General features: G+C 68.8%; 25 protein-coding genes. 9 read left to right on the top strand and 16 right to left on the bottom strand.

The genetic code is table 11. The features are described from left to right. Positions 1-96 precede the first annotated feature (96 nt). From NF4_RS28705 to NF4_RS28690, 4 genes are all read left to right on the top strand, one after another. Complete coding sequence (locus NF4_RS28705; RefSeq protein ID WP_063060784.1) at positions 97-426, top strand: hypothetical protein; 330 nt, start codon at positions 97-99, stop codon at positions 424-426. Continuing rightward, positions 407-928: a DUF6879 family protein gene (locus NF4_RS28700; protein WP_063130497.1), complete on the top strand. Its 522-nt coding sequence runs from the start codon at positions 407-409 to the stop codon at positions 926-928. Before NF4_RS28705 ends, NF4_RS28700 begins: the two co-directional genes overlap by 20 nt. Then, positions 925-1,773 (top strand): helix-turn-helix domain-containing protein, encoded by an 849-nt coding sequence (locus NF4_RS28695; protein WP_063130496.1) that lies wholly within the window; start codon positions 925-927, stop codon positions 1,771-1,773. The genes NF4_RS28700 and NF4_RS28695 overlap by 4 nt, the downstream gene beginning before the upstream one ends. An 87-nt stretch (positions 1,774-1,860) precedes the next feature. Beyond that, positions 1,861-2,805, top strand: a complete 945-nt coding sequence (locus NF4_RS28690) for a hypothetical protein (RefSeq protein WP_157120659.1) — start codon at positions 1,861-1,863, stop codon at positions 2,803-2,805. Between the two features lie 84 nt (positions 2,806-2,889). Here the strand turns inward: NF4_RS28690 and NF4_RS28685 are convergent, their stop codons facing one another. From NF4_RS28685 to NF4_RS28630, 12 genes are all read right to left on the bottom strand, one after another. Then, positions 2,890-3,705 carry an alpha/beta fold hydrolase gene (locus NF4_RS28685; protein ID WP_269749665.1) on the bottom strand — a complete coding sequence of 272 codons (816 nt, stop codon included), beginning with the start codon at positions 3,703-3,705 and terminating at the stop codon, positions 2,890-2,892. Between the two features lie 5 nt (positions 3,706-3,710). Beyond that, positions 3,711-4,214 (bottom strand): hypothetical protein, encoded by a 504-nt coding sequence (locus NF4_RS39560; RefSeq protein ID WP_232330690.1) that lies wholly within the window; start codon positions 4,212-4,214, stop codon positions 3,711-3,713. Between the two features lie 477 nt (positions 4,215-4,691). Then, on the bottom strand, positions 4,692-5,348 hold the full coding sequence (locus NF4_RS28675) for an alpha/beta fold hydrolase (RefSeq protein WP_063130492.1): 657 nt from the start codon (positions 5,346-5,348) through the stop codon (positions 4,692-4,694). Next, positions 5,345-6,046: a biuret amidohydrolase gene (biuH, locus tag NF4_RS28670; protein WP_063130491.1), complete on the bottom strand. Its 702-nt coding sequence runs from the start codon at positions 6,044-6,046 to the stop codon at positions 5,345-5,347. Before biuH ends, NF4_RS28675 begins: the two co-directional genes overlap by 4 nt. Continuing rightward, positions 6,043-7,356, bottom strand: a complete 1,314-nt coding sequence (locus NF4_RS28665; protein ID WP_084533564.1) for a cytosine permease — start codon at positions 7,354-7,356, stop codon at positions 6,043-6,045. The genes biuH and NF4_RS28665 overlap by 4 nt, the downstream gene beginning before the upstream one ends. Then, positions 7,353-8,411, bottom strand: coding sequence for a cyanuric acid amidohydrolase (gene atzD, locus NF4_RS28660; protein WP_063130490.1), 1,059 nt, complete (start codon positions 8,409-8,411; stop codon positions 7,353-7,355). Before atzD ends, NF4_RS28665 begins: the two co-directional genes overlap by 4 nt. Continuing rightward, positions 8,408-9,739 (bottom strand): nucleobase:cation symporter-2 family protein, encoded by a 1,332-nt coding sequence (locus NF4_RS28655; protein WP_063130489.1) that lies wholly within the window; start codon positions 9,737-9,739, stop codon positions 8,408-8,410. The genes atzD and NF4_RS28655 overlap by 4 nt, the downstream gene beginning before the upstream one ends. 153 nt (positions 9,740-9,892) lie before the next feature. Continuing rightward, the gene (locus tag NF4_RS28650; protein ID WP_063130488.1) at positions 9,893-10,558 is read right to left on the bottom strand and encodes a GntR family transcriptional regulator; all 666 of its coding nucleotides are present in this window, start codon (positions 10,556-10,558) and stop codon (positions 9,893-9,895) included. 160 nt (positions 10,559-10,718) lie between these two features. After that, positions 10,719-11,237 carry a hypothetical protein gene (locus NF4_RS28645; RefSeq protein WP_198165509.1) on the bottom strand — a complete coding sequence of 173 codons (519 nt, stop codon included), beginning with the start codon at positions 11,235-11,237 and terminating at the stop codon, positions 10,719-10,721. Positions 11,238-11,369: 132 nt separating this feature from the next. Then, a complete protein-coding gene (locus NF4_RS28640; RefSeq protein ID WP_063130487.1) occupies positions 11,370-12,059 on the bottom strand; it encodes a DUF981 family protein in 690 nt (229 codons plus the stop codon). A 154-nt stretch (positions 12,060-12,213) separates the two neighbouring features. After that, the gene (locus NF4_RS28635; RefSeq protein ID WP_063130486.1) at positions 12,214-13,056 is read right to left on the bottom strand and encodes a class I SAM-dependent methyltransferase; all 843 of its coding nucleotides are present in this window, start codon (positions 13,054-13,056) and stop codon (positions 12,214-12,216) included. A gap of 66 nt (positions 13,057-13,122) precedes the next feature. After that, complete coding sequence (locus tag NF4_RS28630) at positions 13,123-14,268, bottom strand: LLM class flavin-dependent oxidoreductase (protein WP_063130485.1); 1,146 nt, start codon at positions 14,266-14,268, stop codon at positions 13,123-13,125. 192 nt (positions 14,269-14,460) lie between these two features. Here NF4_RS28630 and NF4_RS28625 point away from each other — a divergent pair, with 192 nt between their 5' ends. Both NF4_RS28625 and NF4_RS28620 read left to right on the top strand, forming a co-directional pair. After that, complete coding sequence (locus tag NF4_RS28625) at positions 14,461-15,675, top strand: acyl-CoA dehydrogenase family protein (RefSeq protein ID WP_063130484.1); 1,215 nt, start codon at positions 14,461-14,463, stop codon at positions 15,673-15,675. Further along, positions 15,675-17,105, top strand: coding sequence for an LLM class flavin-dependent oxidoreductase (locus NF4_RS28620; RefSeq protein WP_063130483.1), 1,431 nt, complete (start codon positions 15,675-15,677; stop codon positions 17,103-17,105). Before NF4_RS28625 ends, NF4_RS28620 begins: the two co-directional genes overlap by 1 nt. Here NF4_RS28620 and NF4_RS28615 read toward each other — a convergent pair. The 3 genes from NF4_RS28615 to NF4_RS37020 all read right to left on the bottom strand — a co-directional run bounded on the left by NF4_RS28615 (position 17,098) and on the right by NF4_RS37020 (position 18,461). Then, positions 17,098-17,985: an alpha/beta fold hydrolase gene (locus tag NF4_RS28615; protein ID WP_063130482.1), complete on the bottom strand. Its 888-nt coding sequence runs from the start codon at positions 17,983-17,985 to the stop codon at positions 17,098-17,100. The two genes, NF4_RS28620 and NF4_RS28615, sit on opposite strands and share 8 nt — an antisense overlap. Then, positions 17,982-18,167: a hypothetical protein gene (locus tag NF4_RS38855; RefSeq protein WP_063130481.1), complete on the bottom strand. Its 186-nt coding sequence runs from the start codon at positions 18,165-18,167 to the stop codon at positions 17,982-17,984. The genes NF4_RS28615 and NF4_RS38855 overlap by 4 nt, the downstream gene beginning before the upstream one ends. A gap of 123 nt (positions 18,168-18,290) precedes the next feature. Then, positions 18,291-18,461, bottom strand: coding sequence for a helix-turn-helix domain-containing protein (locus tag NF4_RS37020; RefSeq protein WP_084533562.1), 171 nt, complete (start codon positions 18,459-18,461; stop codon positions 18,291-18,293). A gap of 146 nt (positions 18,462-18,607) precedes the next feature. Between NF4_RS37020 and NF4_RS28605 the strand changes: the two genes are divergently transcribed. Both NF4_RS28605 and NF4_RS28600 read left to right on the top strand, forming a co-directional pair. Then, the gene (locus tag NF4_RS28605) at positions 18,608-19,039 is read left to right on the top strand and encodes a VOC family protein (protein ID WP_063130480.1); all 432 of its coding nucleotides are present in this window, start codon (positions 18,608-18,610) and stop codon (positions 19,037-19,039) included. A 53-nt stretch (positions 19,040-19,092) separates the two neighbouring features. Continuing rightward, positions 19,093-19,416 (top strand): helix-turn-helix domain-containing protein, encoded by a 324-nt coding sequence (locus NF4_RS28600; RefSeq protein WP_063130479.1) that lies wholly within the window; start codon positions 19,093-19,095, stop codon positions 19,414-19,416. Positions 19,417-19,427: 11 nt separating this feature from the next. Here the strand turns inward: NF4_RS28600 and msrC are convergent, their stop codons facing one another. Then, positions 19,428-19,919: a free L-methionine (R)-S-oxide reductase MsrC gene (gene msrC / locus NF4_RS28595; protein WP_063130478.1), complete on the bottom strand. Its 492-nt coding sequence runs from the start codon at positions 19,917-19,919 to the stop codon at positions 19,428-19,430. Between the two features lie 150 nt (positions 19,920-20,069). Here msrC and NF4_RS28590 point away from each other — a divergent pair, with 150 nt between their 5' ends. Next, the gene (locus tag NF4_RS28590) at positions 20,070-21,443 is read left to right on the top strand and encodes a styrene monooxygenase/indole monooxygenase family protein (protein ID WP_063130477.1); all 1,374 of its coding nucleotides are present in this window, start codon (positions 20,070-20,072) and stop codon (positions 21,441-21,443) included. Positions 21,444-21,782: the final 339 nt, after the last annotated feature.

Raw genomic sequence — 21,782 nt, 5'->3', positions numbered from 1 at the left:
CAACTACGCCGCGCTGTTTTCCCGGTCTCAGCGGAAAAGTGCATCATGTACGAAGTGCGGGAAAACTCGTGCTAACCATCGAACAGGGGTTTAAGTATGCGTCTGCGGTTTCTCGGTAAGGGGGGCTCGGATCTCGGTGGATGCCCCAGTCTGTACACGACCGATCAGGGAAGCTATCTGGTGCAGGGATGGGAGACGGACAGACCGGCGACCGTCGAGATCCCGCATCTACTGCTCGGTTACGCCGAACCCGACACCTTCATCGGCGCGCCCATGCAGGATACCGGCCGGGGAACGTTCACCCTCGCCGGCCGTCCGGTCGCCGAGCGTGAGATCTTGGAGCAGCTCGATCTGGCACCCGACGAGGTCGCGATCGAAGTCCCGAAAACGAGAAGGACGTTCTACGGTGCGCTATCTTCCGCATGAGCCGCCGGACTGGGCCGCGCTCTTCCGCGAATGCGTCTCCGAGGCATTTCATCTGGAAGTCCGTGACGTGTATACCGTGCCCGCCGAAACCGGACGACTCGGTCGCTTCCTGTCCGGCCGGCCCGCGTTACCGGACGATGAGAAGGATCGCTGGAACATGCTGATCCGGGAGACGATCGGCCGGGGCGTCACGGTACGACGGGTCCGCGTGGTGTCGGTGCCGCACAGCGACTATCACCGCTGGTTGCTCTCGGTGACCGGCACCAATACCGATGCGGGCGAGGATATCCGGTACGTCCCGCGGCATCTGGCCGGCGACGTGCCCTCGGATGACTGGTGGCTGATCGATGACGATCGCGTCGTCTACAACCTGGTCGACGAGCACGGTAAACCCTGCGGTCTCGCGGTGACGACCGATCGGGGGATCATCCAGTACGCCCGGTGCGTGAAGCACCGGCTCTGGGATATGGCAACGCCCTACACGGAATATGTCGACCGATGAACGAAGTGCACGACGCGCGAGAAGCTCTCGGGGCACGGCTGCGGGAGCTGCGGCGCCGGGCCGGCCTCACCAACCGTAGACTCGCGCAACTCTGCGGCTGGCACGAATCCAAGGTGAGCAAGATCGAGTTCGCCCGGATCAGGCCCTCCGACGACGATATCCGCGCGTACTGCCGCCACTGCGGCGCCGAGGACCAGCTACCGGACCTGCTGGCCACCTCGAACACCATCGAGGTCGCCTACCTCGAATGGCGCAAGATCCTCGGCACCGGCCTCGGCCGCCGACAGCAGAAATCGCTGAAACTGGAGGCGGGGGCCGCCCATATCCGCGATTTCCAGCCGCAGATCGTACCCGGGCTGCTCCAGACAGCGGAGTACGCGGCCGCAAAACTGCGCCGCGGTATCGAATTCCACCGCGTCCCCGACGATGTCGAGAACGCCGTGTCGAAGCGGATGGAACGGCAACGCATCCTGTACCAGCGCGACCATCTGTTCCACTTCCTGATCGCCGAGCAGGCCCTCTACACCACGGTCGGCGACGATGCGGTCATGATCGGACAGCTCGATCGGCTGTCCTCTCTGATCGGCATGCCCCGCGTGACCATCGGAATCGTTCCGTTCACCGCCGAAGCGCTGGTGGTATCGACGAATTTCGCCATGTTCGACAATCGGCTGGTCATGGTCGAGGGGACGGCCGCCGAACTCACCATCACCCAGCCGCGCGAGATCGATGTGTACGGGCGGGCGTTCGATATCCTGGCCCGGCAGTCGGAGACGGGGGAGGGGGCACGGGCGCTGATCAAGGCGGCGGTGCGGCGGCGGACGGTGCCCAGCGGGAGCAGTTGACGGAACACCCGGCGTGCTGGACCCGCCACGGCCGGTGTGTTGTCATAGTGGCGAGGTTCGTGCGGCCATCAACCAGAGGGAGGGGCGATGCGTCACGGCGAACTCGTCCGGATAGGCATGGTTCTCGGACAGCGCTTGACCGACACCACCGGCCAGTTGACGCATTCTTGGGCTCACCAGTATCGCCACCGGACCTCCATCGTGATCCGGCGCAGCCTGGACGAGTTCTCGTTGTCCGACGACGACGCCGGCCTGCTCGACTACGCCGCCCCGATGAAGGACTTCGAACTCCCGGAGAACGGTGTCCGCCCGATCCGCGGTGTTCCACTGCACGGCATCGACCTGAACGGGCGGGAACTCGGCCTGTGGACCGGGGACGTCGGCAAGGTAGGTATACGGGACCCCTCCGGTGCGGTCAAGGGAATGGCCTATCCACACTCCGACATCACCGCGGATTTCATGGATCGTCTCGCGATTCCCGACCGGATCGGCGCCTACACCACATTCCGGTTCGTGAACAGCGGGAAGGCGGAGTACACCGGCGCCGGCGGGCTACCGTGGCTCGACGGCACTGCCATCTACGTGCACGCGGAACTGGACGCCAGGAGGCCGGCGTTCTTGGTGAAAGCAGAGGTCCCGACCTTCGATCCGCACGATGACCGACTCGATCTCGGTGGTACGACAGTAGAGCTCGAGCCGGAGCATTTCGCCAGGGTCGTAGCCCACGAGCGTGTCCTGCGGGATCTGGCGAACGCCGAACCCGAACGCAGCCTCGTCATGCTGGCCGGTAAAGCCGGTAGACCGGACGAGACCGTGGCCTTTCGTTTCGCCGAAGCTCTGCACCGGGAGGGCTTCACCCGCGATGTGTACTTCGCCACCGGATCGCAGATCATGTGGGACCGCCAGCCGTTCCTCGCCGTCGAAGAGGCGTTCGACAATACCGGCAAGCGACTTCCCGCCTGGGAGGTGTATCCCGCCACCGAGGGACGTACCGAGCAGTTGGCGCCGCTGCGCGACGACCCGGCACCGTAACGCGGTCGGGATGTCGCCGTCGATACCGCGAATACCGGGGCAGCCGACCGTTCGTGACCCCCGCGCGGCCCGGTGTGCCAGGGTTCAGCCGTGCGGTGCGTGACGGCGGAGGAAGTCGTCGACCAGGGCGTTCACCGCGTCCGGTACTTCGAGGGCCACCAGATGGGCGGCGTCCTCCAGGAACGACAGCTCGGCGCCGGGAATGGCGCGCGCCATCTCTTCGACCTCGGCGGGCGGGAAGGTCGAATCCTGCCGGCCCCCGACGACCAGCGTGGGCGTGCGGATGGAGGCGGCGAGTTCGCGCTGGTCCGGACGGCGAATGACTACACTGCGCACCGCATGCGCCACCGACCCGATATCGTCGGCGCGCACCGTACGCCGCACCTGCTCGACCACCTGTGGCCGGCTCCGCATCGTTTCCGGACCCAGGAACGCCGACAGCGCGGCGTGCACGAGCGGCCCCCGGAATCCACCCAGCACGCGCGCGAGTGCGAGCAAGGCACCGTATTCGAGGCGCTGACGCGTCCCGGCCGGTGAGGCCGTGCCGTTCATCAGGACGGCGGTCAGCACTCGCTCCGGATAGAGCGCGCTGAAGGTGGTGCCGATCATGGCGCCCCAGGAATTCCCCATGAGGTGCGCGCGGTCGATCTCGAGGGTGTCGAGGACCTGGAGCAGGGCCTGGGCGCATTCACCGAAGGTGAACGGCCGGTCCAGCGGGGTGCTCGCGCCGTGGCCCGGTGGGTCGAGGGCGACGGTGGTGAACCGCGTGGAGAAATAGGCGACCTGGCCGTCCCAGAGCGTGTGGTCCATCAGCAGGCTCGGCCACAGCAGCATCGCCGGCCCGGCCCCGGTGATCCGGACGTGGAGCGTGCCCAGTCCGGTGGGAATGTCTCGGTCCACCCCACTCAATTCGACTCTCCCGTCCCGAAGGGCAGCTGATACGGCATCCGCTCGGGCACCACCCGGAGGTGCTGTTCGCTCGGCAGGCAGCAGCGCCCGCTCTCGACATCGTGCACCAGATCGCGGTAGATCAGCTGCAGCTCCGCGAGGCGGGTCCATTCGAAGTGCATGAGCTCACCGGCCGGGTCGTCGTGGCGCAGCAGATGGAACGCGCGCGCGGCGCCGGCGGCGATCACATCGATGAGTTCACCGAGGGTGCGTTCGTAGACGCGAATACCCGCGGTCGGCGCGGGCAGGTGCCGCGAACTCCAGGCGTCGATCTCGGCGATCAGCGTCCGCCGGCGCGATTGCAGCCGGATTCCGGCGAGCCCCGCTTCGAGCCGATAGGACTCCGACAGTGCCGACGCGAGGCTGCACACCGGCCCCTCGGCGCGGCGGCCGCCGACCGCGTACAGCAACTCGGTGGCCGTGGGCAGGCACGATGTGCTCGAGGCGGGCTGTGGCCGCACGATCACCCTCTCCTCGGGGTGATGCGCGGTGCGCGCCGCACGGCGGTCCGGGAACCTTCTGCGCGGCCGTGGACCGACGAGCATCCAATTCCGGGCGCGCGATACAGCTGAACGTGCATTGGTGAGTCGTACTTTCGCGATGGATTCGGTGTGGAATGAACCGGCGGGGGCTCGAGGGAGATTCAGCGGCCGGCCTGTTGGGCTTTCACCGGCATCGTGTCTCTCCACCGCACAACATCTCGAACTCCGATCGGTGCCGAAATCCCCAGTGGCATCGCACGAAGGAGGTGCCCGATCGGACTTGGCAGTGCCATCGTAAGGCGGCCCGGCGGCGTCGCCTATGGGCCGGCGTCATGAAACATCGGCGCGCTCTCGTGCTGCGCGCACAAACGGAATCGGGCGCCTGTCCGATCGGGCCGGACTCGGCGCCCGTGGCCGGAGGAATAGCGTATGACCATTCGTTTTATTTGCCGCCGTTCACGGGAAAGGGGGTAGACAGTACGAGCCGAGGTCGGCGCCGCAGCGCCGCCGGACCCAGTGCGCCAACTGACCGGGGATCTCCAGGTGTGCCGCGTGGCCGGCGCCGGAGAGGACCCGCGACTCGATACCGAACGTCGCGCCCAGATCGCGGACGGATCGGTGCCGGGCCGGCGACGAATAGCGGCCTACGGTCAGCGTGATCCGGTCCGCCGACCGGCCCACCGGCCCGGGTTCGAACGCGCGGAACATCGCGAGCTCTCCGGCGACGGTGTCCCGCGAGGCCGTCGTGAGTTCCGGTGTCCAGCTCGGACCGTAGAGAGCCCCGCCGAATCCGGCCACGCCCTGCCGCCGGAACGCCAGGGCCACCTCGTCGAGCAGGCCCGGCGCCAGCGACCCGGCCGCCGGTTCGTGCAGCAGCGCCCGGGCGAATTCGACACCGCGGGCGGCCAGCTCCAGGCCCAGGGTCGCACCGCCGCTGACCCCCACCACGAGCGCCCCCGCGCACAGCGGCGCGAGGGCGGCGATCTCGGTGTCCATATCGCCCGACTGCGGCCGGTCGGGGGCGTGGACCTCGACGGCCGGGCCGAGGGCGGCGATCGTGCCCGCCCACACCCGGCTGTCGGTGGCCACGCCGTGGATCAGGACGACTCTCATGCGAGGACGGACTGCTGCCCGAGGGCGGCCAGCAACTGGTCGGAGGTGGCGACCGCGCCGAAGATGCCGCCCTGCATGGTGACCATGCTCAAGGCCGCCTCATGGTGTGTGCGGTCGGTGGCCCCGGTGCAGTCGGAGAGGATCAGGCATTCGTAGCCGCGGTCGTTGGCCTCGCGCATGGTGGTGTGCACGCAGACATCGGTGGTGATGCCGGTGAGGACGATGTGGGTTATCCCCGCGCCGCGCAGCAGCAGGTCGAGATCGGTGGCGTAGAAGGCGCCCTTGCCGGGCTTGTCGACGACCGGTTCACCGGGGATCGGCGCGACCTCGGGCACGATCTCCCAGCCCGGTTCACCGCGCACCAGGATCCGCCCGCACGGGCCCACGCTGCCGATCTCCGCGCCGACCTGCGCGGACCGCCAGCGTTTGTTGGCGGGGAGGTCGGAGAGGTCGGGGCGGTGGCCTTCACGGGTGTGGATCACCGTGAGACCGAGCTCGCGGGCGGCGGCCAGTACCCGGGCGGTGGGTTCCAGGCCGGCCCGGGTGAGGGACAGGTCGTAGCCCATCTGATCGACGTAGCCGCCGGGGCCGCAGAAATCGGTCTGCCAATCGATGAGCAGCAGCGCGGTGCGGGCCGGGTCGATCGGGCCGTCGAACGGCCAGGTGTAGGGGGTGGCGTCCACGGTGGTGGTGGTCATGCGGTGAGCTCCTTGTCGCGTCGCGCGGTGAGTGCCGCGCCGAGGGTGAAAATCAGTGCGGCGGCCGCGAAACCGATGACGGCGTCCGACAACCACGGGGCGAACCGATGGGTGAGCAGGGCGGCGACCGCGCCCCCGGCCCAGGCCGCGAACGCCGGCCGGTGCCAGCGGGCGCGGCGATCACGCGCGCCGAGCCCGAACCGGGGCAGGACCAGCTGATCGAGGATGACCACGGCGCCGATCGGCGGCACGATCACGCCCAGCAGGTTGAGCCACTGTTCGAAATACGTCCAGATACCCGCGACCGCCAGCACCACGCCGACCGCGCCGAGGACGAGGGTCAGCCGCCGCATCCGGCCGCCGGAAAGCTGGCTCCAGCCGACCGCGCCGTTGTAGAGGCAGTGCGCGCACACCGAACCCAGGTTGATGAACACGAACGCCACGGCCAGCGGGACCAGCAGCCCACCGTGGTCGACGAGGAGGCCGAGGAAGTTCCCCCCGTCGGTGGCGGGGTCGGCGCTGCCGCCCAGAGCGACCACGAATCCGCCGATCACCAGAGCGATCGAATTACCCACCGGGAAGGCCGAGGCCGCGGCGAGGAAGGCTTCGCGGCCGTTGCGGGACCAGCGGGTGAAATCGGCGGTCATGGTGCCGGAGTCGATGAAGGAGGCGATGACCAGGGTGACCGCCGCCCCGAAACTCATCGCGGCCGCGCCGGCCTGACCCTGATAGGAGGTGGGCGAGGAGCCGCCGTCGGCGACCGCGAGCCCGATCGCGACCAGCCCCAGCACGATGTATACCGGCGCCGCGATCATGCCGATCGCCGACAGCGCCCGGATACCGAGCAGGGTCACCGCGATGAAGCCGAGCCCGGCGGCGAGGGCGGTCAACTGTTCGTGCCAGCCCAGGGTGTCGTGCAGGATCGCGCCGGCCATACCGGTCTGGAAAGCGAACCAGCCGATCACCACGGTCGCCAGGAAAGCGGAGGGGATGAAAGCCCCGGCTCTGCCGAAGGTTTCGGCGGCCGAGAGCGCGAAGTTCTTACCGGTGCGCCCGGCGAGCACGCTCAGCGCGCCGACGTAGAGCATCATGCAGATATTGCCCACCGCGATGGCGAGCAGCCCGAGCCCGAAACCCAGCGAATAGACGATCAGTCCGCCGAATATGGCGCAGGTCAGCACCATCGGGAAACCGAACCAGACCGCCGAGACCGAGCCCAGGCCGCGCCGCCGGTCGGCGGGCACCGGCACGTTCTCGAACTCCTCGATCTCCCAGGTCTTCCCGGGTTCGGTCAGCGTCGTGGTGGTCATGGCGCATCGGTCCCTTCGGGGGTGGGGAGTTCGTAGATCACGGTGACGCTGCCGCCGCCCGGTGGACCCTGATGCTCGGCGCCACCCGAGACATACACCGCGCCGTCGCCCTTGAGCGCCGACAGCAGCCCGCCGACGGCGCCGCGGGCATGCCGGGTGGCGTTGATATCGGAGTCGGTGAGCATGGTGTGGCGCAGCCCCCGGACCGAACCGCTCGGATCGGCTTCGGCCTTGGCGAAGATCTGCCGCACCGTGCCGCCGGCCGCCGTGACCTGCGCGAGCAGCCGCTGGACCGAGGCCAGGTCGATCGCGTCGGCCATCTGCCCGTGCAGCGCGCGCAACGGGTTGGCGGCGGTGGGGCTCTCGGCGACCACCAGCACATGGCAGTCGTCGAGTTCGGCGCCCGCGCTGGCGGAGGCCCGGGCCGACCAGACATCGGCTTCGCCGACCAGGGCCCGCAGCGCGGTCTCCCGATCGCATTCACCCAATGCCACCGCGATCCCCAGCGAACTCGCCGCCCGCGAACAGCCCATCGAGGCATAGGTGTCGGTGGCGACGGGAGTCCGGCCCGCGGCGTGCAGCGCGGTGATCTTGTCGGAGGTGAGCAGCGGGCATTTCACCAGTACGAGATGGACCTCGGCGGGGGTGACACCGAGTTCGGCGAGCAGTTTGCCCACGGTGTCGGTGACCGTATCGACCTGCTCGGCCCGGCCGATCTCCCCGGGATCCAGGACCCGGCTGCGGCGGGCCGCCGCGACCAGGCCGCGATCGAACCCGGCATGGCGGCGCTCGTCCCGGACGAACATGTTCACATGCGGGCTGAGCACCCCCTCGGTGCCGCCGGAGAACACGGTGACCGCGGACTCCGGGATCCGTGGCTCCCAGACGGCGGTGGCCAGGGTGCGGCTGAAATCGTTGACGCAGCCGTTGCCCTCGGTTTTGCCGATGACCGAGACGAGATCGCCGGTGCGGAAGCCGCTGTCGGTCAGTACCTCGAAGGGCCGGGTGTCGCCGGGATCTGCGGTGGGCACGGTCAACAGGGCGATGCCGGTCATGCGGCGGTCTCCTTCGGGGCGCGGGCGGGGGTGAGGTGGTTGAAGACGAGGTTCAGGACGAACGCCACGATGACGGTGCTGGTGATCGCGCCACCGGCGATGATCCGGACCGAGGACGGCAGCCCCTCGTAGACCTCCGGCGCGACCACCGGGATCATGCCGATGCCCATCGCCAGCGAGACCACCAGCAGGTTGTCGTTGCGCGAATAGTCGACCCGGGCCAGCGTGGCGATGCCGACCCCGGCGACGGTCGCGAACATGACCAGGCTCACCGACCCGATCACCGCACCCGGCAGATTGGCGACGACCTCGCCCATCTTGGGCACCAATCCGAGCGCCACCAGCAGACCGCCCGCGACGGCGACCGCCCGGCGGCTCGACACCCCGGTCATCCGCACCAGGCTCACGTTCTGCGCGAAGATGGTGTCCGGGAACGAGGTCAGGAAGCCGCCCAGCACCGCCGACGCGCCGTCGGCGCCCAGGGCGCGGGCGAGCCGGTTCGGTTCCAGGGGGCGGCCGAGATGGTCGGCGGTGGCCATGAGGTAGGCGGTGGATTCGGTGAAGATCACCAGCATCACCAGGCACATCGAGATGATTCCGGCGATCGGGAAGGTGGGGGTGCCGAACAGGAACGGGTCGGGCAGCCCGAACCAGGCGGCGCTGCCGACCGCGCTGAAATCGGTGAGCGAGAGCGCGGCGGCGGCAAGCGTGCCCACCACCAGCGCGATCAGGACCGCGGACTGCGCGACGATGCCCCGGCCGTAACGCATCAGCACGATGATCATCACGACCACCCCGAGGGCCAGCGCCAGCGGCGCACCACCCGCAGGTTCGTCACCGAAGGTCATGGATACGGCCTTGCCGATCAGCGACAGCCCGATCATGGTGACCGCCGCGCCGCGCACCATCGGCGGGAAGAAGCGGACCAGTTTGGAGAACGGGATCGCGACCAGCATGCCGAAGATCCCCGCCGCGATCATGGCGCCGTACACGGCGGACAGCCCGTATTCCTCGCCGATCAGGATCATCGGCGTCACCGCGGTGAACGAGGCCCCCGCCACCACCGGCATCCGGGCCCCGAGCAGCTTCCCGATACCGAGGGCCTGCACGAGGGTGATGACCCCGGCGACCAGCAGGTCGGCGTTCACCAGGGTGGCGATGGTGGAGGTGTCCAGCCCCAGGGCCGCGCCGAAAACCAGCGGGACCGCGACGCAGCCGGTGTACATGACCAGCACGTGCTGGATGCCGAAAAGTGACGTGCGCCAGAACGATAGGCGAGCGGGTGGAGCCAGCGGCGGCGACTGAGTCGGGGCAGCGTCTGTGGACATGGGACCTGGCCTCGGGCAGAAGAAACAAGCAACACAGAATTTGTATACAAATACTGTTTCGCTGAGGTTGCCAGAGGTTCCAGGGTTGTGAACTATGCAAGATGACCCAGTCGGCTCAGGATTCTTGTATACAAACCTTGCCGTTGGTGCCGATCAGTCCGAGGTCGCCTCGGCGTCCATATCGGCGAGCAGCTCCTCGTCCCGCGCGATGTGCTCGTCCATCAGATACCCCGCCTGCACCGGCGATCCGTTGAGGATCGCCTGCGCGATGGCCGCGTGGTCACTCCACGAGATATGCGTGCGGCTCTCCAGCCGCTGCCCGAAGATCCAGGACACCCGCTCCAGAATCTGCTCCAGCATGGCCGCCAGCTGTTGATTACCCGACGCCTCGGCGACCAGGGTGTGGAACCGCAGGATCAGCGGCGGCAACTCCGCATGGGCATGGCTCAGATCCGCCGACCGGCCCAGCTCCACCACCCGCGCCAGCTCGGCGGCCACCGGCCCGCCCTTTGCTCGCGCGGCCAGTTGCGCGGCCAGCACCTCGAGGCCCCGTCTGATCTGCACCAGTTCCCGGGCCGCCGACCCCGACGGCGCCGACACGGTCGCCCCGCGATACCGCACCAGCGTGACGAAGCCCTCGCTCTGCAACTGCGACAGCGCCTCGCGGACAGGGACTCGGGAAACCCCGAAGCGTTCGGCCAGGTCCACTTCGCGCAACCGGTCACCGGGGGAGAGCCGGCCGGCGAGGATGTCCGCGCGGACGGCGTCCGCGACGGCGGTGCCGGGGGCGGTCCGGGGGGTGGGTTGGGAGGGGGTCACGGTGGTGAGGGTATCGGGGCGCTCGGGTCGTCGTGCTCCACGCGGAGAGGGGAGTCGTGGGCCGGTGCATTGTCGCCTTCGACCGCCCTCCTCGGCGGACAGAACCCGGCCGTTGAAGACCCGGCCCGGACAGGCCGCGTCCGGCCGGCCGAACCGGTGGTCACCCCGTGAAGGCGAGCAGTATGGCTGCGATCCCGAAAGGGATATCCAGCACCATGCAGAACTCCGTCAAGGACCGAGGGACCACATCGTTGCGGCGCCAATGGCGGTAATCCCACAGCGCGTGGGTTGCCAGTGCGATACCGGCCAGGGCCGCGCCCAAGCGTGGTGACACCAGAACCGCGACCACTGCTATCCCACCGAATCCGGCCATGGCGAGGCTCTGAGCGGCGAGGATCGGCGCCGGCGCCCTGCGGAGGACACCGATCACGAGCAGTAGAGCCGCGTAACCTGCAAGTCCTATCCACCAGCGGATTCCGGTGATCTCGCTGAGGACGACGACTATCGAGCCGCCCAGAATTGCCGCCCAAGCGGTCCACGGCCTACTGAATACTGCGGCGACCAAGTAGCAGCTGGCGGCAACGGCGACCGTGATGGCCACCGCCTCGGCGTCGACGCCGGTCACAATCTGGAATATCGCGGCCGCCAGTCCCAGCGCGATGGGCCAGTAACTCAGCACTGAGCGATGGATAGGCGCAGGCTCTGTTCGGATGCCGATGTCACTCATGGCACCATCCTTCTCGTGCGGGCAGCCGCCCCGGCCCAGCGCGATGGCCAGCGGCATCGTCGACCACAAAGTCGGGCTGGAGTACTAGGAACGGAAGTTGAAGTCCATACCGATATGCGTGTAGTAGACAAGGACCGCGGTGGCAAGCCATCCTGCGCCGGAAATGAACAGGGCGATTCCACTGACCGCCATTGCCAGGCGATTGCGGGTGTAGAAGACCAAGGGAACCAGCAGGCACGCTAACGCCGGTAGCGCGTACAACAGGCAGAGGGACACGCTGAGGAAACTCTTCATCGGGCCGGTGCCGAAAAACGGCTCCTGTTGCGGAGCCGTCGCGAATACATCGTATTGGAAAGCGGCGACGGTACAGGCGGCAAGCACCAGGCCCATGGCGAACACGATCCACACGACCGGCCGCAGAAGAGCGAGTAGGTAGGAGTCGAATTCCTTGTTGCCGTCGTCGTTTCGGCGTAGTTCCAGGAGATTGGCTCCATTGCGCCGGAGAAGGACCGCGCCGGCTATCAGTAGGACCCCGAACAGCAGGAGCGGTTCTCCGAACATGAAGTTCTTGAACCGCTCCGGTGACTGCAACGGCCAGGTGAGGGTCATATGACCGCCGAGGACTGTCAGGATTCCGCCGAGGGCGGCGAACGAGAATGTCCAGCCATCGAAAGTCGGCAGACTCTTTTGTGCGTACAGGTGATATCCCAGAGTGCAAAGCAGAATCATGCCGAGACCGGCTGCAACACCCATGAGGGTCGTATAGGTGATCATTATGCTCCTGAGCCGACCAGCGCTCGAACAACTGCTCGGAGTCGGCCAAGCGTAAGTTGAGCCTCACGTACTGTCAATTGATTCTTGGTAGCTCGCCAACTTGCCTGCCAGCGGATGGAGTTCATGGCTTCTCGGGTCGCCGCGGACCACGAGTTCACCGGTTGCGGGATGGCCGTTCGTCGTCGGTGAGGGTTTCGAAGAGGTTCAGCTTGTAGGTGGTCACCGGTGGTGGTAGCACCACACGCATGACCTTCGACCCCACCCGGTAGCGGCGCGGCCAGAGACGACCCACGCTCGGCTGAGGTGAGGCGAAGTCCCGCGATTCCAGCAGTCGCAGTCCGCACTTCGCGAGGGCGCCCGGATCGTCGCAGATCCATTGCATTCGGGCCGGGACCCGGCGGAAGACCGGGTTGCGGTCCTGGCTCTTCATCATCGCCTTACCGCCGGTGTCGATCGCCAGCTTGCTCCCGGGGAAGCCGGCCGCCAGTTGTTCGAGCGTCCGGTGCACGGTGTCGGCCGGGAAGTACAGCAGCACGGCCTCACTCAGCAGGAACACCGGCTTGCCGCCTTCCCGGACCTGTTCGTACCAGTCGTTCTCGAGAATCGAGCCGTCGATCATCGTGTACCGGTCGCTGTCGGAGAAGAACTTTCGCCGCAACGCCATGGTGTCGGGTAGGTCGAGGTCGAACCAGCGCAGCAGGCCGTTGTCGAGCCGGTCGAACCGGGTCGACAGACCACAACCGAGGTCGACCACGGTCCCGGCGGGATGTTCGGCGAGGAATCCGCGGATGTACTCGTCGAAGATGGAGGCCCGCAGTACCGCGCCGGACAGCGTCGGCCCGCGGAACTTGGTGAAGTCGTAGTCGATCGCCGCGACCAGTTCGATGGCTTTGGTGTCGCGGAGAATGCTGTCCCTGCGCTGGGCGTCGTGTGCGCGCCCGTACAGCGGAATCAGCAGGGTCTCTTGGACTTCGCCCAGAGATACCGTCTCACCCACCCGCTCACGGTAGCCCGGTTCCGGCGAAAACGGTGGGCTACGTCCGGCGGGTGGGTGCGGGGCGACTCAGCTGGTGGAGGCGGTGGCGAAGGGGGTTCCGGTGGCCGCGACGGGCCGGTCGACCGGCCGGCGCCACAGGCCCTTCTTCTCCAGGATCGGCAGCACGCCTTCGCCGAACCAGTACGCCTCCTCGACGTGCGGGTAGCCCGACAGGATGAAGTGGGTGAGGCCCAGCCGCGAGTACTCGATGAGCCGTTCGGCGACCTCTTCGTGCGACCCGACCAGCGCGGTTCCCGCCCCGCCGCGGACCAGGCCGACGCCCGCCCACAGGTTGGGGGCGATCTCCAGGCGGTCGGTGCGGCCGCCGTGTAGTTCGAGCATGCGGCGCTGGCCCTCGGATTCGCTCTTCGCCAGGTTGGCCTGCACGCGTTCGATATCGGCCGGGTCGATGCCCTGGAGCAGGCGGTCGGCCTCCGCCCAGGCGGCCTCGGAGGTGTCGCGGGTGATGACGTGCAGGCGGATGCCGTAGTCGAGGGTGCGGTTGCGCTCGGCGGCGAGACCGCGGATCCATTCCAGTTTCTTGCCGACCGCGACCAACGGTTCGCCCCAGGTCAGGTAGGTGTCGGCGTATTGCGCGGCGACCGGGCCCGCGGCGGCGGAGGAACCGCCGAAGAACACCGGCGGTACCGGGTCAGGGTGGTTGTTGAGCAGGGCGTTGCGGACTTGCAAGTGTTTGCCGTCGAAGCTGATCGGTTCCCGCGACTCCCACAGTTCGCGCACGATGTGCAGGAATTCGCCGGTGCGCTCGTAGCGCTGCTCCTTGTCCAGGAAATCGCCGAACGCCTGCTGTTCGTGCGGTTCGCCGCCGGTGACCACGTTGAGCAGCAGCCGGCCCCGGGAATGCCGCTGGTAGGTGCCGGCCATCTGGGCGGCCAGGGTCGGGCTCACCAGGCCGGGCCGGAACGCCACCAGGAACTTCAGGGTCTCGGTGGTCTCCACCAGCATGGCGGTGGCCAGCCAGGCGTCCTCGCACCACGCGCCGGTCGGGGTGAGTACCGCCTCGAAGCCGTTCTCCTCGGCGGCGCCCGCGATCTGGTTCAGGTAGCGCAGCGAGGCGGGACGGTCGCCGGACATGGACGTGCCGTGACCACCGGCCATCAGGCCGCGGGAATCGCCGTAGGTGGGTAGGAACCAGTGGAACGACAGACTCACCGGAAATCTCCTTCGAGGGGCTCTGGAGCGGACAGTGCGGTGGCCGAGCTCCTCGCCGGGCCGATCTGTGATCCTGACCGGCCACGGGCGCGGTGTCACCGGTTGGAATCGGCGGGATTTTTTGCCGCGAGTGTTTCGATCTGGCTGCGTGTAACCGGTGAGGGGGAGCGCGGGGTCGGTGATCGTGGATTGATGACTTCCACCGCACCACCTGTCTCCGATACCGATCTGGACGCGGTGTTCGCGCCGATCTACGCCGATATCGCGGCGGGCGCGGTCGAGCGCGAGATCGACCGCCGGCTCGCCCACGACGAAGTGCGCCGGTTACGCGCGGCGCGGTTCGGCGCGCTGCGGGTGCCGGTCGAATACGGCGGGTACGGCGCGAGCGTGCGCCAGTTGTTCCGGCAGCTGATCGAACTGGCCGCGGCCGAATCGAACCTGCCGCAGGCGCTGCGTGTGCATTTCGTGTTCGCCGAGGACCAGTTGCTCGCCGAGGCGGGTCCGGCGCGCGAGGAGTGGTTGCGCAAGATCTCGCAGGGGACGCTGGTCGGGAACGCGATCACCGAACCCGGCGTGGGGGCGGTGGACCGCTACCGGACCCGGTTGACGCCGGCCGGGGACGGCTGGGTGCTCAACGGGACGAAGTACTACAGCACCGGATCGCTGTACGCCGATCACATCCTGGTCGCCGCCGACCGGGATGGCGAGCGGGTCGGTGTGCTGGTGGATGCCGACGCGGAGGGGGTGCGTCAGCACGACGACTGGGACGGTTTCGGGCAGCGGCTGACCGCCAGCGGTACCACCGAGTTCACCGAGGTCGCGATCGCGCCGGACCGCATTCTGGGCCCCGGCTACGGGGACGCGGGTGCCACCTACTCGACCTCCTACCTGCAGCTGTTCCAGCTCGCGGTGCTGGCCGGTATCGCGCAGCGGGCCGAACGCGACACCCGCGAATGGGTGGCCGCGCGCCGCCGCGGCTACACCCATTCCGCGGCCGATCTGCCCCGCCACGATCCGCTGGTGCAGCAGGTGATCGGCCGGTTGTCGGCCGCGGCGTTCGGTGCCCGCGCCGCCGTGCTCGCGGTCGCCGATGTGCTCGACGAGGTACTCGCCGCCGGAGCCACCGAGGAGCAGGGACTGATCGATGCCGAACTGGCGGCGGCCCAGGCGCAGCTCGGGGTGATCGATACCGTGCTGGCCGCCACGACGCAGCTGTTCGAGGTGGGTGGCGCGTCCATCACCTCGGAGGGGCTGCGGCTGGACCGGCACTGGCGCAACGCGCGCACCATCTCGGTGCACAACCCGGCCATCCAGAAGGCCCGGGCCATCGGGGACCACCTGCTGAACGGCACTGCGCTGCCGTTCGCCTGGAGCGCGGGGGAGCGCAAGCCGGAAGGGGCGGTGTGATGGCCCGGCGGATCCGGTTCAACGCCTTCGATATGAACTGTGTCGCCCACCAGTCTCCCGGACTGTGGCGGCATCCCGACGACCAATCGCACCGGTACAAAGAGCTCGGCTACTGGACGGAGTTGGCCGCGCTGCTGGAGCGCGGGCGGTTCGACGGCCTGTTCATCGCCGATGTGCTCGGCACCTACGACGTCTACGGCGGCGACGACCGCGCGGCGCTGCGCAACGGCGCACAGATTCCGGTGGCCGATCCGCTGCTGCTGGTTTCGGCGATGGCGGCGGTGACCGAACATCTCGGCTTCGGGATCACCACTGGCACCGGATTCGAGCATCCGTATCCGTTCGCCCGCCGGCTGTCCACCCTGGACCATCTGACCGGCGGCCGGATCGGCTGGAATGTCGTCACCGGGTATCTGCCCTCGGCCGCGCGGAATTTCGGGGCCGACGATCAGCTCGACCACGACGACCGCTACGACCAGGCCGACGAATACCTGGAAGTGCTCTACAAACTGTGGGAGGGGTCCTGGGAGGACGACGCGGTCGTCCGCGATCCCGTGCGCAATATCTACGTCGACCCGGCGAAGGTGCACCATATCGGCCACTCCGGGCGGCACTACACGGTCCCCGGCGTGCACCTGTCCGAGCCGTCGCCGCAGCGGACGCCGGTGATCTTCCAGGCGGGCGCCTCGCCGCGCGGGGTGCGGTTCGCCGCCGAGAACGCCGAGGCGATCTTCGTCGCCGCCCCGTCGAAACGAGTACTCGCGCAGACGGTGTCCGGTATCCGCGCGGCGCTGGAGGCGGCGGGCCGCGACCGGTACGCCGCCCGGATCTACGCCCTGGCCACCATCGTCACCGATGCCACCGACGACGACGCGCGCCGCAAGCACGAGGAGTACCTGTCCTACGCCAGTGTCGAGGGCGGACTGGTGTTCATGTCGGGCTGGATGGGGATCGACCTGTCCCGCTACGACCTCGACGACCCGATCGGCGAGGTGGAGAGCAACGCGATCCGCTCGGCGGTGGCGGCGTTCCAGGAGTTCGACGACGACGGCCGGGAATGGACGGTCCGCGATATCGGGCGCTGGGCCGGGCTCGGCGGGATCGGGCCGGTGTTCGTCGGCTCCGGCGCGACGGTGGCCGACCGGCTACAGGAATGGGCGGACGACACCGATGTGGACGGGTTCAATCTCGCCTACGCCGTCACGCCCGGGACCTTCGAGGACATCGTCCGGTATGTGATCCCGGTGCTGACCGAACGCGGCGTCTATCCCACCGAATACGTGCCGGGGACACTGCGCAACGCGCTGTTCGAACGCGGGGACCGGCTCCCGCCCGAGCATCGGGGCGCGCGCTATCGGCCGGGTGGGCCCGGTTCCACCGCGCTGCCGGACGAGGAGTCGCGCAACGTCGCCGGTGAACTGATCACCTAGTACGTGGCGGCCGGACCCGCGCGGCACCCGCCGTGGTCTGTCCGAGCGTGCGCATCGCCTCGGCGATCTCACCGACCGACACATCGGGGATCGCGGTGGCGGCCTCCTCGAGGACGAGCAGCCGTGCCCCGGGGATCTCGCGCGCGATCGCCTCGCCGTTGCCGACGGGGAAGAACCGGTCGCGGCGGCCGTGGACGACGAGCGTGGGAACCTCGATCTCGGGCAGGCGCTCGCGCCAACGGGGTGTGCAATCGAGCCTGGAGAACACCATGCCCATCTGGTTGGCCATCTGCACCGGGGGTGCGGTCCCGGGGGTGCGGTCCCAGACACGTGCAGCGAGTGTGCGCGCGGCGACGGGGTCGTCGCCGCGGAGCTCCGCACCGGCGGCGGCGAACTCCGCGACCGCCTCGCGGTCGGCCCAATCGGGCATCGGCCGCGCGAACAGCCGGCTCATCGTCGCCCGGTCGTGGTCGGGGAGGTCATCGTCGGGCGGACCAGGGGCAACCGCGCGGGTGCCGACCAGGGTGAGCGCCGAGAACGCGCCCGGATGGTCGAGCACGGCCACCTGGGCGACCATCCCGCCGACGCCGATCCCGGCGAGGTGCGCCGGCCCCCCGCCGACCGCGTCGGCCAGGGCCGCCGCGTCGGCGGCGAGGTCGCGCAGCGTGTAGGCGGGCGCCTCCGGGTCCGTCGTCGTCGACTCCCCGCTGTCGCGCAGGTCGTAGCGCACCACACGGTGCCCGCCGGCGGCGAGGCGCTCGCACAGCGCGTCGGGCCAGGAGAGCATCGTCGTACCGCCCGCGAGCAGAACGAGTGGCGCGTCGTCGTCACCGAACGACTCGATGCCCAAGGTGATCTCCTCGACGTCGACAGTGGTCATCGGGTCACCGGAAGGCGTCGCAGGTCGGGTGCGTCACGGTCGATGTCGAGTCGCTCGCGGTCGCCGGTGACGGCGTCGGGCAGACCGGTGGTGACGAATATCCCGGGGCCGGTTGTCCGCACGGATTGTGGCGGCGAACTCCGCACCACGACGAACGCGCTGTCAGCGATGTTTCGGGTCATGAAAGAGCAGACCCGATCCGCATCCCGAACTCATCGCCCACGCGTGAAGAAGGTCGCGGATGCGCACTCGACAGCACGGCGCGCGAGGCGGCACCCCGGCCGCGGGGAGGATCGCCCCGAAGTTCACCACACCGGACCGGCCGACCGGAACTCCGCCATGGACATACCGCGGCGCCGCCGGACGAGGTTGCGCAGCGTACCGCCGTTCAGATAGCCGACCTTCGCCGCCACGGTGTCCACCGTCAGCGCCGTCGTCCGCAACAGGTGCGCGGCACGCTCGAGCCGGATATCCATGTCGGGAATAGTACGTAATATGTCGTTTCCGACACTCCTGTTCGGGGTGAATCGGTCCTACGCTTTCGCGATGGAGAGACCGCACCGGCCGGCCTGGTCGGTTTCTTCGCCACCGCCCAGCGCACCACACCCTTTCCGGAGTGCACATGCCCGTCCTCGCCACCCACGGCCCCCACCACATCCGCCTCACGGTGACCGATATAGACCGGTCCCGAGACTTCTACCGTGATGTGCTCGGGTTCGATATCGTCGCCGAATCCCCGGGGCACCCGGACGATCCGGAGGTGCGCACCGATCCGTACCGGCTCTACGGCGGATGTGTGTTCCAGGCCGGCGCCATGCTGCTGGGCCTGCGCCCGGTCGCGCCCGCCGGTGATTCGTTCGATTCCGAACGGGTCGGCCTGGATCATCTGAGCTTCGCGGTGGATACCAAACAGGACCTGTTCACCGCCGCCGAGCGACTCGCGGCCGCGGGGGTCGAACACGGTGCGGTCACCGATATGGAGCAGTTCGGCATTGCGATCCTGTCGTTCGACGATCCCGACGGGATCCACCTCGAGCTCACGGCCCCGCTGTGATGCCGGCCCTTCGCGACTCCCGCCCGGTAGCGCTGGGCGTCTGTGACCGTCACATGGGCTCCGCGTACGAGCCCGGGCGCGCCACAGTTTGCGAACCGTGGCGTGAACTGTCCGAGGCCGAGCGCACTGTCGCGATTCTCGCGGCCGCGGGCTGGACCAACAGCGCCATCGCGATCCGCCGGGGCACCTCGGTCCGCACCACCGAGGCGCAACTGGCGGCTGTACTGCGCAAACTGGTGATCGGTTCGCGGCGCGACATCGCCGGATTCGTCCCCGAGCACCTCGTCGCGCAGGTGCGCCAGGAAGCCGCGCGGCGAGCACCACACCGGCGCAGGCGTCTGCACCGCCGGGTCCAGGACCAGCCGGTCCGGCAATAGGATCGGTTCGGTCAGCGCTCGGACAGCGACCGCACGAACACCTCGGCGATCGATTCGAGTCCGCGCCGGTCGGTCTCGTCGAACCGCTCGACGCGCGGACTGTCGAGATCGAGTACACCGACCAGCTCACCGTCGCCGATCAGCGGCACGACGATCTCCGACCGGCTGTCGGCGTCGCAGGCGATATGGCCGGGATAAGCGTGTACATCCGGGACCAGCTGGGTGCGACGGGTGTGTGCGGCGGTACCGCACACACCCGCGCCGAGCGCGATCCGCACGCAGGCCGGTTTGCCCTGGAAGGGCCCCACGACCAGCTCGCGGCCGTCGTAGAAGTAGAAACCGGCCCAGTTCACCTCGGGCAGACTGTGGTAGATCAGCGCACTCAGATTGGCGGCGTTCGCGATCCGGTCGGCTTCGCCGGACAGCAGGGCAGCGGCCTGCGCGGTGAGCTGCCGGTACCCCTCGGCGCGGTCGCCGGTCAGCGGTACGAGGTCGAAGGTCATGTACCGGATGGTAGAGCGGCCCGGCCCGGGCCGTTTCCGCGGAAACCGTCGATGGTGTCACGAAATGGGCTGCGGTGCGGGGTTGTTCGGCATCAATTCGCGGTGAGTGTAATAGTGCAGCCCGGCCGCTGTGATCGTGACCATGGCGCTATGACAACACAGCACACCTCCCACCGTAAGGCCGCCGTGATCGGGGCCGGGCAGACCGGCGTGACCGCGGCGCTCGGCCTGCTCGACGCCGGGTTCACGGTCACCGTCTACAGCGACAAGGACCAGCGCGACCTGCGCGACAAGGTGCCGGCCACCGGTACCGCGCTGATCTTCGGAGAGGCCCAGGCCGCCGAAGCGGCGCTCGGGCTGCCCACCTACCTCGACCGCGCACCACTGCACAGCGGCCTCACGGTCCGTGTCGCCGGTGGCGGCGAGGAACTGATCGCCTTCGACGGCGCGTTCGACGGATTCCACGGTCTCGCCGTCGACACCCGGCTCAAGGCCGACGAACGGCTCACCACCTTCCTCGAGCGCGGCGGCCGCTTCGTCGTCGACCCGGTGACACCCGAACGGCTCGACTCGATCGCCGCCGACAACGATCTCACCCTGGTGGCGACCGGCCGGGGCGGGTTGTCCCAGCTGTTCGAGGTGGACCGGACCCGCACCGTGTACGACGCGCCCCAGCGCAGCCTGCTGACCGTCACCGTGACCGGTCTCCCGCACGACGAGTCGGTGTTCGCCCACCGCAGCCCGGCCGGCGGTGGCCGCAGCGGATTCTCCATCGTCGCCGAGGAAGGCGAGGCCTGGTGGGGGCCGTACCTGCACAAGGACGCCGGGCCGACCTGGGCGTTCCTGGGCTGGGCACGGCCGGGCGGCGACTGGGAGAAGCGTTTCGCGGCCGCCGATTCGGCGGAATCGGCGCACCGGATCGTCACCGACCTCTACCGCGACTACCTCGACTGGGACCTGCCGGAGGTACTCGCCACGAAGGTGCTTTCCGAGGATCCGCACTCCTGGCTCAAGGGGGCGGTGCGGCCGCTGTTCCGGCGCGGGGTCGGGCACACCGCGGGCGGGCATCCGGTGGCGGCGCTGGGCGATACCGCCGTGGCCTATGACCCGATCGCCGGGCAGGGGGCGCAGAGCGGGCTCATCCAGGCGCAACGCCTGGTCGCCGCGGCGGCCACGCACGACGGCGCCTTCGACGATGCCTGGATCACCGCGCAGTACGAGGCGTTCCTCGACGCCCGCGCCGAGGACGCCGCCAAGGTCACCCGGCTGTTCCTCAGCGACCCCGAGTTCGCCGAGATCGGCGGCCAGTTCTTCAGCGCGGCCGCGGCCGACCCCCGCTTCGCGTCGGCGCTCGTGGGCACACTGCACCGCCCGCAAGCGGCGCGCCCGGTGAACTCGGTGGCGGACGCGCACCAGCTCATCGCCCAGGTCACCGGGGAGGACGCGGCCGAGGTACTGGGCCGGTTCCGGCCCGCCGGCCGATTCAGCAGGTCGCAGTACAACGGAGCCGCAGCCACCGCCTGACCGGCCCACCGACCCCGGCGACTCGGCGGCCCCTCGATCGCCGGGCCGCCGGCTGCGAGCCCGAGTACCGGACACGGGTCGCCGGTACTCGGGTGCGGGTCCACGGGCTGTCCCGGCCGCCGGGCCCGGGCGGACCTGTGGGATAGGTTCCCGCCGATTCAAACCCTCGCCCCTGCGTAATCGCGCTGGTGAACTGGACTCCCGCCGGGTGCAGAGGTTGCCGAGCCCGGCGTCCGGACGACAGATGCCGGCGGCGAGCAGTGGGCGCAGCGACGAGGCGATACCTCCGCCGGCGCTTCGGCTTCCGCGGACCGCAGGTACCAGCTCCAGGGAGGCTCC

This window comes from Nocardia fusca NBRC 14340 (assembly GCF_001618425.1).
Classification (GTDB): domain Bacteria; phylum Actinomycetota; class Actinomycetes; order Mycobacteriales; family Mycobacteriaceae; genus Nocardia; species Nocardia fusca.
Note: the sequence above shows the minus strand (reverse complement) of the source record. Positions and strands in the feature narration are given on the sequence as shown.

What these genes read in the sequence shown, in the direction of transcription:
- NF4_RS28640 (WP_063130487.1), bottom strand. Translation starts at nt 12,059, where the DNA reads ATGATCACCTATACGACCCTCATGGGTGTTGCAGCCGGTCTCGGCATG.
- NF4_RS28615 (WP_063130482.1), bottom strand. Translation starts at nt 17,985, where the DNA reads ATGACCACTGTCGACGTCGAGGAGATCACCTTGGGCATCGAGTCGTTC.
- msrC (WP_063130478.1), bottom strand. Translation starts at nt 19,919, where the DNA reads ATGACCTTCGACCTCGTACCGCTGACCGGCGACCGCGCCGAGGGGTAC.
- NF4_RS38855 (WP_063130481.1), bottom strand. Translation starts at nt 18,167, where the DNA reads ATGACCCGAAACATCGCTGACAGCGCGTTCGTCGTGGTGCGGAGTTCG.
- NF4_RS28665 (WP_084533564.1), bottom strand. Translation starts at nt 7,356, where the DNA reads ATGACCACCACGACGCTGACCGAACCCGGGAAGACCTGGGAGATCGAG.
- NF4_RS28590 (WP_063130477.1), top strand. Translation starts at nt 20,070, where the DNA reads ATGACAACACAGCACACCTCCCACCGTAAGGCCGCCGTGATCGGGGCC.
- NF4_RS28705 (WP_063060784.1), top strand. Translation starts at nt 97, where the DNA reads ATGCGTCTGCGGTTTCTCGGTAAGGGGGGCTCGGATCTCGGTGGATGC.
- NF4_RS28690 (WP_157120659.1), top strand. Translation starts at nt 1,861, where the DNA reads ATGCGTCACGGCGAACTCGTCCGGATAGGCATGGTTCTCGGACAGCGC.
- NF4_RS28655 (WP_063130489.1), bottom strand. Translation starts at nt 9,739, where the DNA reads ATGTCCACAGACGCTGCCCCGACTCAGTCGCCGCCGCTGGCTCCACCC.
- NF4_RS28695 (WP_063130496.1), top strand. Translation starts at nt 925, where the DNA reads ATGAACGAAGTGCACGACGCGCGAGAAGCTCTCGGGGCACGGCTGCGG.
- biuH (WP_063130491.1), bottom strand. Translation starts at nt 6,046, where the DNA reads ATGACCACCACCACCGTGGACGCCACCCCCTACACCTGGCCGTTCGAC.
- NF4_RS28675 (WP_063130492.1), bottom strand. Translation starts at nt 5,348, where the DNA reads ATGAGAGTCGTCCTGATCCACGGCGTGGCCACCGACAGCCGGGTGTGG.
- NF4_RS28605 (WP_063130480.1), top strand. Translation starts at nt 18,608, where the DNA reads ATGCCCGTCCTCGCCACCCACGGCCCCCACCACATCCGCCTCACGGTG.
- NF4_RS37020 (WP_084533562.1), bottom strand. Translation starts at nt 18,461, where the DNA reads ATGGATATCCGGCTCGAGCGTGCCGCGCACCTGTTGCGGACGACGGCG.
- NF4_RS28625 (WP_063130484.1), top strand. Translation starts at nt 14,461, where the DNA reads ATGACTTCCACCGCACCACCTGTCTCCGATACCGATCTGGACGCGGTG.
- atzD (WP_063130490.1), bottom strand. Translation starts at nt 8,411, where the DNA reads ATGACCGGCATCGCCCTGTTGACCGTGCCCACCGCAGATCCCGGCGAC.
- NF4_RS28620 (WP_063130483.1), top strand. Translation starts at nt 15,675, where the DNA reads ATGGCCCGGCGGATCCGGTTCAACGCCTTCGATATGAACTGTGTCGCC.
- NF4_RS28600 (WP_063130479.1), top strand. Translation starts at nt 19,093, where the DNA reads ATGGGCTCCGCGTACGAGCCCGGGCGCGCCACAGTTTGCGAACCGTGG.